The organism is Chitinophaga sp. LS1, assembly GCF_034274695.1.
Classification (GTDB): Bacteria; Bacteroidota; Bacteroidia; order Chitinophagales; family Chitinophagaceae; genus Chitinophaga.
The window spans coordinates 2,090,685-2,102,947 of sequence record NZ_CP128362.1 but is presented as its reverse complement, the minus strand read 5'-3'; the positions used below and the strand labels follow the sequence as shown (position 1 = coordinate 2,102,947).

Sequence of the window (12,263 nt, the reverse complement as noted above, 5' to 3'; positions counted from 1 at the left end):
TTAGAAAGTTAAGGATTTAGGTTTCTGCGCAGCATGTGGATGCTCAGCGCCGGCATATACAAACAGCTTTTTGTACATAGCACGACCCAGACGATTCTTAGGCAGCATGCCCTTAACAGCTCTTTCGATCACTACTTCTGGACGACGACGGATCAGTTCCTTTGCAGTCTCTGATTTCTGACCACCTGGATAACCTGAATAAGTCAGATATTCCTTGTCATTCCATTTATTACCAGTCAACTGGATCTTTTCTGCATTGATGATGATTACGAAATCTCCACAATCAGTGTGAGGAGTATAGTAAGGCTTGTTCTTACCTCTTAAAATGGACGCAATCTTCGCGCTCATCCTACCCAGTGTCAGGTTGGTAGCGTCTACAATATGCCAGTCACGCACTACAGTTGCGTCGTTGGCAGATTTAGTCTTGAAGCTTAAAGTATTCATTATAGTAAATAAAATTTACGCTTGAAATATGATCCCACACAAATTGGGAACGCAAAGTTAAATCACATACTTTGAATAACCATACTTTTTGAGACATTTTTTACAAGCACCTTCACAATGTATTGATTTTCAATAAATATTTTGACCTAGAATTATTAACATAGTAAGTGGAATAATTCCCTGAGCTGTTTTCATACTGTTTTTCAACCTAGAACACATATAGCGTAAATTATATAAATAGAAAAGCCGGAAGCAGTCTCTTACTTCCGGCCCCACACGATTATGACATAAAGTGTTTGTTTATTAATTCCTGTCCCTTGCGCCCAGGAATAAAAAGATATACTGTACCAGCATCACCACCGAAGCAACCGCCGACACTACATAGGTCATAGCCGCCCACCAAAGAGCATCCTTTGCCTTGTCATGCTCCTGCCGCCTCATCACATTAGTATTGTCCAGCCAGATCAAAGCCCTCCGCGAAGCATCGAACTCGACCGGCAGCGTCACCAACGCAAACAAAGTGGTCAGCCCAAATAATATTATGCCTATCAGCAACGGCGCAGACGTCCAGTAAAGGGCAAAAACCCCGATCATCAGCACAAACTGCAACCACTGAGAGCTAAACTGTACCATCGGTACCAACCTGGACCTTAAACCCAGCCAGGCATAGGCATTTTTGTGCTGAATCGCATGCCCGCACTCATGGGCAGCCACCGCCGCGGCCGCTACATTCGCCCCGGAATATACCTCCGGACTTAAATTCACTGTTTTGTTGGTGGGGTCATAATGATCAGTCAGAAAACCATCCACAGATATCACCTGCACGTCATATATCCCATTATCATTCAACATCTTCTGTGCTATCTGCTTCCCGGTTAGCCCGGATGAGGTAGGTATCCCACTGTATTCCCTGAATTTCCCCTGTAACCGGTAACTCACCAGCATGCTGATCCCAACAAAAATCAGCGATACTATCAACATTCCAGGTGTCATAAATAGAACAATTATTTACTTTTTAAGATCAAATTCCCCTCCAAAACAACCCTTTTTAAAGGATTTATGATTTCCTTAAGAAACTATCCGACAAACTCCTCCGCGACCTGACAACCACAAATTTAACACTGCCATTATGTCCTTAATTGTGATTTTTAAGTCATAAATTCGGACTATATGACATATAAGAATAAGCCTCTTATGATCCGTTTTTCATATATATTTTTGGGCGTTATCAATCCTATTTATCAACCTTTTACGCCCATTCAATGAAAGTATAATTAAATACTGGGAAGCCCTGAAATAGGCTATGGGAGCCGTTCTGTCACATTACAAAAACTCCTCAAAAGTTATTCACATCGATTAAATAAACTTTTTTATTCTGAAGCCATTTAGTAATTTAGACCTGAATTTAATGGGTTAGTAAGTAGAAAGAGTCAGCAGAATCTTCTGTTGGCTCTTTTCTTTTTGAGCCATTTTTTCCCCACCCCAATTTTTCCCTTTTTTAACTTTTTTTATCGATAGCACTGCTCATTTTTTTAGTGCTTTTATCACCTTTGCTACATGAAAATAAAATCAGCATTCTTCTGTCAGAATTGTGGATATGAATCAGCTAAGTGGACAGGTAAATGTCCTTCCTGTAATCAATGGAATACATTTGTCGAAGAAAAAATTCAGAAAGATGTTCCACTACGTAATCAAAGCTGGCAAACAGAAAAAGAGAATGGTCGTAATAACATTGTGAACCTCAGCGAAGTAAGCGCAGTTGAAGAAGAAAGACTACTCACTCCTGATGTAGAACTGAACCGTGTACTCGGTGGCGGTATTGTTCCCGGATCACTCGTTCTCGTAGGTGGTGAACCAGGAATCGGTAAGAGCACACTCTTCCTGCAAAATGCATTGCAACTAAAAAATATCACGACATTATATGTAAGCGGTGAAGAAAGTGCCTCTCAGATAAAGATGCGCGCAGACCGCCTGCAGGCCACCAACGATCAGTTCTACCTGCTCACGGAAACCAATACCCAGACTATCTTTCAGGAGATAAAGAAACTCCGCCCACAACTGGTGGTGATCGATTCTATACAAACGTTGCAATCTCCTTTTATCGAATCTGCCCCCGGCAGCGTATCCCAGATCAGGGAAACCGCCGCCGAAATGCAACGCTTCGCCAAAGAAAGTCATGTACCCGTATTTCTGATCGGTCATATCACCAAAGATGGTGCTATCGCAGGTCCAAAAATTCTGGAACATATGGTGGATACCGTATTACAATTTGAAGGTGATCAACACTATGCTTACCGCATATTGCGTACTATCAAAAATCGTTTTGGTTCCACCGCAGAACTGGGCATTTACGAAATGACCGGCACCGGATTACGACAGGTTACCAACCCTTCAGAAATACTCATCTCTCAGCGCGAAGATCTGTTGAGTGGTGTAGCTATCGCTTCTACCATGGAAGGTATGCGTCCTATGCTCATCGAAGTACAGGCACTCGTTACACAATCAGTATATGGTACCCCACAACGTACTGTGACCGGCTTCGATCTGCGTCGTCTGCAATTGCTACTCGCCGTATTGGAAAAAAGAGGCGGCTTCCACTTCGGTGTCAAAGATGTGTTCCTCAATATCGCCGGTGGTATCCGTGCAGAAGATCCTGCCATCGATCTGGCAGTACTATGTGCACTGCTTTCTTCTTACGAAGACATTGCCATCGCCGGCAAGATCTGCTTTGCAGGTGAAGTAGGCCTGAGTGGTGAAATCCGCGCAGTGAACCGTATCGAACAGCGCATAGCAGAAGCAGAAAAACTGGGTTTCGAAAAGATCTTCGTCAGCAGGTATAATAAGAAAGGTTCCGACTTCAGTAAATTCAATATTGAAGTAATTCCCGTAGGCCGCGTCGATGAAGTATACAGCAGATTGTTCTGATCATATATGTTTACAGCATTACTCCATCTTTGTTTTCCCCATGTATGCGAGAGTTGTGGTAACACACTCACACATACTGAAGCATTCCTGTGTCATCAATGTACAGTACAGTTACCTCGCACCGGTTTTCAGCACTTTACTGAGAACCCTGTAGAAAAATTATTCTATGGCAGATTGCAGGTACAGCATGCACTGGCTGCTTACTATTTTTCACAGGCATCCATGTTGCGTAAGCTGGTGCATAAAATAAAGTACCGGCACAAAAGGAAACTAACCTTCTACATGGGAAAGCAGATGGGAATGATACTCGCACAGACCAGCTGGATTAACCAGATCACCTGTATTGTGCCAGTGCCTATTACTAAAAAAAGGGAGAAATTTCGTGGCTATAATCAGTCTGCTTTATTATCTGCTGGTATTGCAGCAGTGATCAACAAACCCGTGTTATCACATGCACTGAAAAGAGTAGTATTTACAGCTTCGCAAACGAGGAAAAGCAGGATCCTCAGGTGGCAAAATGTACAACACGCTTTCCACCTGGAAAATCCTGAATTATTGAAAGATGAACATGTATTATTAATCGATGATGTGATCACCACAGGCGCTACCACTGAAGCTTGTGGAAAGCTCTTTCAACAGGCAAATATTCCGTTCAGCATTTGTTCCCTGGCATATGCACGTCATTAACTCCTTATGTGTGAGTTATTCATTAATTTCATTTCAAACTTTGTAGGTATGTTAAAAACATTGCTCATCTCGTTGTTGATATTTATGAAAAGCAGCGCCATTTATGATTTTAAAGTTGATGCTGTAGATGGTGGTAAAATCAATTTTGCCGATTACAAAGGCAAAAAGATCCTGATCGTGAATACTGCTTCTCTTTGCGGAAACACTCCACAATATGCAGAGCTGGAAAAACTGTATGAGAAGTACAAAAAGAACCTGGTGATCATTGGTTTCCCTGCTAACAATTTCGGTTCTCAGGAACCAGGCAGCAACCAACAGATCCAGGAATTCTGTACTAAAAAATATGCAGTAACATTCCCGATGGCTGCCAAGATTTCTGTGAAAGGTGCGGACATACATCCCATCTATAAATGGCTGTTAGACCAAAGCAAGGAAAAACATTTTGAACCAGCCGAAGTACAATGGAATTTCCAGAAGTACCTGCTGGATGAAAAAGGGAACCTGGTTGCTGTGTTTTCACCAAAAACACAACCTAATTCTGCAGAAGTGATAGCTGCAATAGAGAAAAAATACTAATCGGCCGCAGGCCTCTCTCCCCATGAAAAAATCGCTTATGCCAAAGGTGTAAGCGATTTTTCTTTTACTTTGCACCCATGCTTTTCTCAAATATCATAGGTCAGGACGACATCAAGCAACAACTGCTCAATGCTGTCACCCAACACCGCATCAGCCATGCAATGATCCTCCTGGCCCCGGAAGGTGCCGGCGGTCTGCCCCTTGGCCTTGCCTTCGCCCAGCATCTGGTATGCGAAGACAAACAGCCTGAAGGCCCCTGCGGTAAATGTTCTGCCTGTATCAAAGCACAAAAGTACATCCACCCCGACATTCACTTCTCATACCCTGTCATCCCTAAAAAAACAGGCGATAAACCAGTGAGTGCCGACTACGCCAGCGAATGGCGGGAATTTATTGCCGAACATCCATACGGTAATGCATACGACTGGCTGCAATTCATAGGAGCTGAAAACAAACAGGGCAACATCACCGCTACCGAATGCCAGGACATCATCCGCAAACTGAGCCTGAAAAGCTTCGAGAGTAAATACAAGATCCTCCTCATGTGGATGCCCGAATACCTGGGGAACGAAGGGAACCGCCTGCTCAAACTGATCGAAGAGCCACCAGATGATACCATCTTCATCCTGATCGCCGAAAACCAGGAGCAAATACTGGCAACCATCCTTTCGCGTACTCACCTCATCAAGGTGAACCCTCTCCCCAAAGACGTACTGGTCAATGCACTCGTAACCAGGGCCAATGCCCCTGCTGCAAGAGCCCGTCAGGTGGCAACAATTGCTTCCGGCAACTACCGGGAAGCCCTTGCCCTGCTGCAAAACTCAGAAGATGACTACCATGAGCTACTACGCAACTGGCTCAATTATATCTTCACCAACAATCGCCTGGCCCTCCAGGAATGGATTGAAAATGTATCCAACGCCAAGATGGGTCGCGAAAACCAGAAACAGTTCCTCCGCTACTTCATCAACCTGCTGGAACATACCCTCAGATTGAAATACATAGACAAAAGCCAGCTGGCATTCTCTGAAGAAGAAACCGATTTTGCCTTCAAATTGCAAAAACTGGCCAACCTCCAGCAAATGGAGCTGATCATGCAGGAACTGGACAACGCCAGCTACTACATTGAACGCAATGCCAACGCCAAACTGCTGTTTCACGCCCTCAGTATCAAATTACAGTACATTTTTAAACATAAGCCCATCCCGGCCTGTTAAACCTATATTGACAGGACGGGGCATTACTTTTTCCGTTACCTTTGTTACTTCCGCCCTTTTGTATATATAAAGGGAAATATGTATTTTAAAGCGTTCGGGACAATACCGGATGCATATCAATTAACTCTTTTAAATATATAAATATGGCTTGTGCCGGATGTGGTACAGGTGCAGAGGGAAAGCCGTCAGGATGCAAAAGTAATGGAGGTTGTAGTAGTGGTGGATGTAACCGACTAAATGTTTTTGACTGGCTGGCCAATATTCCCTTAAGTGATAGCTTAGCACCATTTGATATTATAGAGGTAAGTTTCAACAACGGAAGCAGGAAAGATTTCTTCCGAAACGTTACCAAACAGTTCCTGGATAAAGGAGAAATGGTAACGGTAGAAGGAGTGAGTGGTTTTGATGTAGGCCAGGTAAGCCTCACCGGCGAACTGGTAAAGCTCCAGATGAAGAAAAGAAGGATAGAAGATACCCCTGAAGTAAAAAAAGTATTGCGTCGCGCCAGCAATGAAGATCTGCACAGAATGGGTGAAAACAAAACCCGCGAAAAAGATGCCCTCGTCAAAGCAAGAGCAATAGCCCGCAGTATAGGCCTCGAAATGAAACTCGCCGAGGTAGAAATTCAGGCCGATGGACGTAAAGCTACCTTCTTCTACACTGCCGATGACCGTGTTGACTTCCGTGAATTAATTAAGCTCTACGCCGGAGAATTCCGTGTCAAGGTGGAAATGCGCCAGATCGGTGCCCGCCAGGAAGCCGGTAAAGTAGGCGGTATTGGTAGCTGCGGCCGCGAATTGTGCTGCTCTACCTGGCTCTCTGACTTTAAGAGTGTGAATACCACTGCTGCCCGCTACCAGAACCTTTCCATCAATCAGGCAAAACTGTCCGGCCAGTGCGGACGTTTGAAATGCTGCCTGAACTACGAGCTCGATACTTACCTCGATGCACTTAAAGATTTCCCTGAAGATGCAGATAGCATTGAAACCATCAATGGCGTTGCAACCCTGCAGAAGAGGGATATCTTCAAAAACCTGATGTGGTATGCTTATGGCGACAGCAACAAGCAATACCCGCTTACCATCAGTCGCGTAAAAGAAATACGTCAACTGAATAAGCAAAACATCAGACCTGAAGACCTGAAACCAGTAGAAGTGGTAGCAGGTAAACCTAAAGAAACTGACCTCGGATTTGCAGACGTGGTAGGCCAGATCAGCCTCCGCTCACTGGAAAAAACAGCCCAGAAACGCAAACACAAGGACAAGGAAAAACAAAAACACAAACAGCAGCAACAAGGTGGTAAACCTGCGGAACAACCTGCTCAACAGCAAAAGCCTAAACAACAGGCACAGCAACAGCAGCAGCAGCAACAGCAGCCAAAACCTAAACAGCCGCAACAACAAGGACCAGGTAAGCCGCAGGGGCCTAAACCTCAACAGCAGCAGCCGAAACAACAACAACAGCCGCAGCAGCAAGGTAAACCACAGGGACCTAAACCACAGCCAAAGCCTCAACAACAAGGCGGCGGAGGTGGCCAGCAGCAGCCTCAAAACAGGCCGCCGAAACCTAAGCAAAAACAACAGAAATAATAAAAAACGCTTCTGCCCAAAACAGAAGCGTTTTTTTATTTAAACAATATGCTGATTTACCCGTTAATAATAAAAGGCCGCCCAAAAGAGCAGCCTTTATTAATAATTGGTTTTTGCTTATGAAAAATTTATAACCGATCGGTGTAATGTTAGACGACTGATGCCGCTGTTTGTTACGGCATTTTAACTTTCATTTTCAAACGAAAGTTTATAGTAATACATATTCGTAGATTCATCAAAACCCCTTTCAATCAATTCCCTGTTCCCGTGTATGTATATATGAAAGTTTTTATCCAGTTTCAGAATACTCTTAAATACTTTTTGCTGCTTCTTAAATGCTGGTGCTGATATATCAAATTCATCAGGTATCTCCTGTTTGTAATCCTGCTGATATTGCTCTCTGTATTCTCTGAATGATTCGATGGCATCCTGATGTCCTAGTACTTCCTTCGCGAAATCGTCCATCTGGAACTGCTCTTTTTCCTTAAAATATGCTGCTGATTTGTTGAGCAGATCTACCTGATCTATCCTGCTCATTTCATACTCACTGGGTAGTTTTTCACTGATGAATTGCTTACACATATTCACTGCCAACTCTGTCTGATGATAATTGTCTTCCCTCCTTTGTACCTGCAGGAAAGAATCTTTCCAGTATACAGCCTCATTTTGCTTGCTGATACTATCTATTATACTGACTTTATATCCCTCTTCTTCTTCTGTATTGAATACAAGGCATCCTTTATCGAGCTTGTTGATATTAATACCGTCGTCGTAATTTACCTGGTAGCTTTCGTTGGACAAGTATACTTTCAAATAGGTATCTCTGGTCTCAGATTTAAAAATACCAATGGCTTCCACATCCTCTCCATCCACCTGACACTTGCTAAAATAAGCGATATACAACTCTCCCCCCTTGATTTTAGGATGCGTGGAATGCTTATATAGATGTTTGGCTATATTTACAGATTGCTCATGAAAATTGTCCCGATTCTCAAATATACGACGGCAATATTGAAAAATCTCATTTAATTGAAGGTCAGCCTCATGGTAAAAGCGGAAGTATTCTGCCGCATTTGTAAATGGCTGGATAAAGTAACTCAGCAATAGCTGACTGATGGTCTCATCCTGTAATTGCAAAGGCTCCTGGGAGCAGATCAGGGACTCTTCCTGAGAGGCGTTGCCCACCTTGTGGATCGATAGCAGCTCCAGGTCTTTAAATTCAGAAACATGTATCATGCCGGCGAAAATAGTGAAAATTAACCCATTGCCGGATGAGGGTCATCCCCTATTTCACAAACCTGCCATCCGCATCTATGTGCAGATCCTTTGCGCCCGTCCAGTTCTATCCCGGCTAGCAGCAGTGGATGAAGAAAAATGACAGGACGTCATTGTAAATGCAAGCCATAGGGCGCTTGCCATAAGCATAGGACGAAACATAAATAGGATTTATAACGTCACAAATGTGCATAATGTTTATAATGTTTTGATTCTTATATTTTTATATCAATCTTGCCCACCGGTACAAATTTTACTATCTTAATCTCTCAACGTCAATCTTTCTATCATGAAACAACTTATCTGTCTATTACTCGGTCTCTCCGCCACGGCACAGCTAAAAAGCCAGGATTTATACCAAACAAAAGATCTCACCAAAGAACAAATGTTCTCTGTAAACATCGAAGGCCCTCATTACGATAAGTCTGGCTATCTCTATGTAGTCAACTTTCAGAAAGATGGAACCATTGGTAGGATCAATACCAAAGATGGTAGCGGCGAAGTATTCGTCAACCTGCCTGATAGCAGTGTAGGCAATGGCATTCATTACAACAGCAAGGGACTGATGTTCCTGCCTGACTTCATCAATCACAACGTACTCCAGGTTGATCCCAAAACGGGGAAAGTGAGCGTATACGTGCACAATGACAAGTTCAATCAACCCAATGATCTCTGCATAAACAAGAAAGACCAGATCTACGCTTCAGACCCAAACTGGAAACAATCCACCGGTCAGATCTGGCGCATCGACAAAGGCGGTAAAGCTGTACTGCTGGATGCCAACATGGGCACTACCAATGGTATAGAACTCAGCCCCGATGAAAAGACTCTCTATGTCAACGAAAGCGTTCAACGCAAGATCTGGAAATTCGATGTAGACAAAGCCGGCAATATCAGCAACAAACAACTCTTTGCTGAAGTACCCGACTTTGGTTTCGACGGTATGAAGTGCGACAAAGCAGGTAACCTGTACGTAGCCCGCTGGGGTAAAGGAGTGATCTGGGTATTATCTCCTGCCGGCAAAACCATCAGGGAAATCCCCCTGAAAGGCAAGCAATGCAGCAACCTCACCTTCGGTGGTCCGGATGGCAAAACAGTCTTCGTAACCCTGCAGGATCGCAAGTGTGTAGAGACTTTTCGCGTAGCTACTCCCGGTAAAAAATACTAAAAACAAAAAGCGGTTGTGCCCAAAGACACAACCGCTTTTTAATTATATAGAACCGGATTAGATATTCAAACCACCGCAGGTGCTGATTGTCTGACCTGTTACATAAGCACTCAGGTTAGAAGCCAGGAACAGCGTCACATTTGCAATATCCTCAGGGCTACCAAAGCGACCTAAAGGAATTTTTTCAATATAAGCCTGCGCACCGGTACCTTCCTTCAGGTAGTGCGTCATATCAGTTTCCACGAAACCTGGCGCCACCGCATTCACACGAATGTTACGGCTACCCAGCTCCTGTGCTATAGACTTGGTAAAACCAATAATACCAGCCTTGGAAGCAGCATAGCTACTCTGACCAGCATTACCCTTGATACCGATAATAGAGCTCATGTTAATAATGGAACCAGACTTAGCCTTCATCATCGGGCGGATCACATGTTTAGTCATGTTATACACGCTCTTCAGGTTGATGTCCATTACATCATCCCACTGATCAGGACTCATGCGCAGCAGCAGATTATCTTTAGAAATACCTGCATTGTTCACACAAATATCGATAGCGCCGAACTCTTTCAGTACATCGGCAATTAACGTTTCGCATTCCTCGTAAACACCGGCATTGGATTTATAGGCTTTCGCCTTTACGCCCATACCTTGCAGCTTCTGTTCAAGCGCTTTGGCTTTTTCATCAGAGCTCAGGTAAGTGAAAGCTACATTTGCACCCTCTTCTGCAAATTTGATTGCGATAGCTTCTCCAATACCACGGCTGGCCCCGGTGACGATAGCTACTTTGTTTTCCAGTAATTTCATATATACGTATTAGTTAATGGTTACCCAATTATATCACACCAGTGATACCAGTGAATTTTAAAATTTCTTCGACATGCTGCCGGTCGTTATTCAACCGGGGCACTTTGTGCTGACCACCCAGTTTGCCTTTGCTCTTCAGCCATTCGGTGAAAGTTCCTTTTGGCAATACATGCAGCACTGGTCTGCGCAGCGCCATATCTTTGTGACGCTTGGCTTCGTAGTCAGAATTGATTGATTTCAGCGTCTGATCCAGTACATCAATAAAGTGATCTACACTATCTGGCATCAATTCAAAATCAAGTAACCATTCATGGGCCCCTGCTTCTCCTTCGCTAAAATAGATAGGTGCCGCTGTGTAATCATTTACAATGGCACCCGTTGCTTCACATGCTTTGGCTATCGCCTTATCTGAATTCTCGACAATCAATTCTTCACCAAATGCATTGATAAATGATTTGGTACGACCACTCACCTTCACACGGAATGGAGACAAAGAGGTAAACTGCACGGTATCGCCCACCATATAGCGCCATAAGCCACCATTGGTACTGATCACCAGTGCATAGTTTTTCCCCATTTCCACTTCATTCAGTTGCAGTGTCTGTGGTTGATCTTTCCCTACTTCTTCCATCGGCATGAACTCATAGAAGATACCATGGTTCAGGAATAACAGCAGTCCCTCCTGCCCAATCACATCCTGTGCGGCAAAGAAGCCTTCTGAGGCATTGTAGGTTTCCTGGTAGAACATATCCGGCTTGCGGATCAGTTTTTTGAACTGCTCACGGTACGGTGTGAAACTGACTCCACCGTGTACGTAAAGTTCCAGGTTAGGCCAAATGTCTGCCAGGTTATCCTTACCGGTGATTTCAAAGATCCTTTTGATCAATACCATGGTCCAGGTAGGTACCCCTGCTATAGAGGTGACGTTTTCATGGATCACGGCATTGGCCATTCGCTCTATCTTCTCTTCCCATTCATCCATCAGGGCAATAGACAGATCCGGTGTACGGATCATATTGCCATAGAAGGGCATGTTCTGGAGCATCACTGCGCTCAGGTCACCAAAGTAAGAATCGCTCTCCTGATCCAGTTTGTTCACCTGGTGACTACCACCGATTACCAGTGACTTGCCGGTGAGTAACCTGGACTCAGGATAATTATTATAATAAAGGGATAATACATCTCTCCCTGCACGATAGTGACATTCATCCAGGCTTTCTACAGAAATAGGAATGAACTTGCTCTTATCGGCAGTTGTACCGCTGGATTTGGCAAACCATTTTATGGGTGTATTCCACAAAATGTTTTGCTGACCTTCCATAGAACGCTGAATATATGGCTTCAGGGTATCGTAGTTATGGATAGGTACCCTTTGCTTGAACTCTTCAATCTTATAGATCTGCGAGAATCCATATTGCTTACCAAACTCAGTATACTGAGCGGCACTGAGTAGGTTTTGAAATACCTGCTGCTGCACCTGCAGGGGATACTGCATAAAATACTCTATGCGTCCCATGCGCAAACGCGCCAGTTGTGATATTGCAGGACTTAATATTCTCATAATAGGATGGTAGG

General features: G+C 43.9%; 11 protein-coding genes. 6 read left to right on the top strand and 5 right to left on the bottom strand.

Features of this window, described 5'->3' with window-relative positions:
- Together rplM and QQL36_RS08725 are read right to left on the bottom strand one after the other, a co-directional pair.
- Window positions 1-444 (bottom strand): 50S ribosomal protein L13, encoded by a 444-nt coding sequence (gene rplM, locus QQL36_RS08730; RefSeq protein WP_083723340.1) that lies wholly within the window; start codon window positions 442-444, stop codon window positions 1-3.
- A gap of 303 nt (window positions 445-747) precedes the next feature.
- A complete protein-coding gene (locus QQL36_RS08725) occupies window positions 748-1,437 on the bottom strand; it encodes a zinc metallopeptidase (protein WP_321569536.1) in 690 nt (229 codons plus the stop codon).
- 564 nt (window positions 1,438-2,001) lie between these two features.
- Between QQL36_RS08725 and radA the strand changes: the two genes are divergently transcribed.
- The 5 genes from radA to QQL36_RS08700 all read left to right on the top strand — a co-directional run bounded on the left by radA (window position 2,002) and on the right by QQL36_RS08700 (window position 7,438).
- Entirely contained in the window at window positions 2,002-3,369 is a 1,368-nt protein-coding gene (gene radA / locus QQL36_RS08720; protein ID WP_083723342.1) for a DNA repair protein RadA, read from the top strand.
- Window positions 3,370-3,375: 6 nt separating this feature from the next.
- Complete coding sequence (locus QQL36_RS08715) at window positions 3,376-4,056, top strand: ComF family protein (RefSeq protein WP_083723343.1); 681 nt, start codon at window positions 3,376-3,378, stop codon at window positions 4,054-4,056.
- A 48-nt stretch (window positions 4,057-4,104) separates the two neighbouring features.
- A complete protein-coding gene (locus QQL36_RS08710; RefSeq protein WP_083723362.1) occupies window positions 4,105-4,632 on the top strand; it encodes a glutathione peroxidase in 528 nt (175 codons plus the stop codon).
- Window positions 4,633-4,709: 77 nt separating this feature from the next.
- Window positions 4,710-5,849, top strand: coding sequence for an ATP-binding protein (locus QQL36_RS08705; protein WP_083723344.1), 1,140 nt, complete (start codon window positions 4,710-4,712; stop codon window positions 5,847-5,849).
- Window positions 5,850-5,992: 143 nt separating this feature from the next.
- Window positions 5,993-7,438 (top strand): regulatory iron-sulfur-containing complex subunit RicT, encoded by a 1,446-nt coding sequence (locus QQL36_RS08700; RefSeq protein ID WP_321569535.1) that lies wholly within the window; start codon window positions 5,993-5,995, stop codon window positions 7,436-7,438.
- A gap of 183 nt (window positions 7,439-7,621) precedes the next feature.
- On the opposite strand, the gene QQL36_RS08695 is transcribed toward QQL36_RS08700, so the two are convergent.
- The gene (locus tag QQL36_RS08695) at window positions 7,622-8,674 is read right to left on the bottom strand and encodes a nucleoid-associated protein (RefSeq protein ID WP_083723346.1); all 1,053 of its coding nucleotides are present in this window, start codon (window positions 8,672-8,674) and stop codon (window positions 7,622-7,624) included.
- A gap of 328 nt (window positions 8,675-9,002) precedes the next feature.
- Between QQL36_RS08695 and QQL36_RS08690 the strand changes: the two genes are divergently transcribed.
- Window positions 9,003-9,881, top strand: a complete 879-nt coding sequence (locus tag QQL36_RS08690) for an SMP-30/gluconolactonase/LRE family protein (protein WP_321569534.1) — start codon at window positions 9,003-9,005, stop codon at window positions 9,879-9,881.
- 57 nt (window positions 9,882-9,938) lie between these two features.
- On the opposite strand, the gene fabG is transcribed toward QQL36_RS08690, so the two are convergent.
- Together fabG and QQL36_RS08680 are read right to left on the bottom strand one after the other, a co-directional pair.
- Window positions 9,939-10,688, bottom strand: coding sequence for a 3-oxoacyl-[acyl-carrier-protein] reductase (gene fabG, locus QQL36_RS08685; RefSeq protein ID WP_083723348.1), 750 nt, complete (start codon window positions 10,686-10,688; stop codon window positions 9,939-9,941).
- Window positions 10,689-10,716: 28 nt separating this feature from the next.
- Window positions 10,717-12,249, bottom strand: coding sequence for a GH3 auxin-responsive promoter family protein (locus tag QQL36_RS08680; RefSeq protein WP_083723349.1), 1,533 nt, complete (start codon window positions 12,247-12,249; stop codon window positions 10,717-10,719).
- Between the last annotated feature and the right edge of the window lie 14 nt (window positions 12,250-12,263).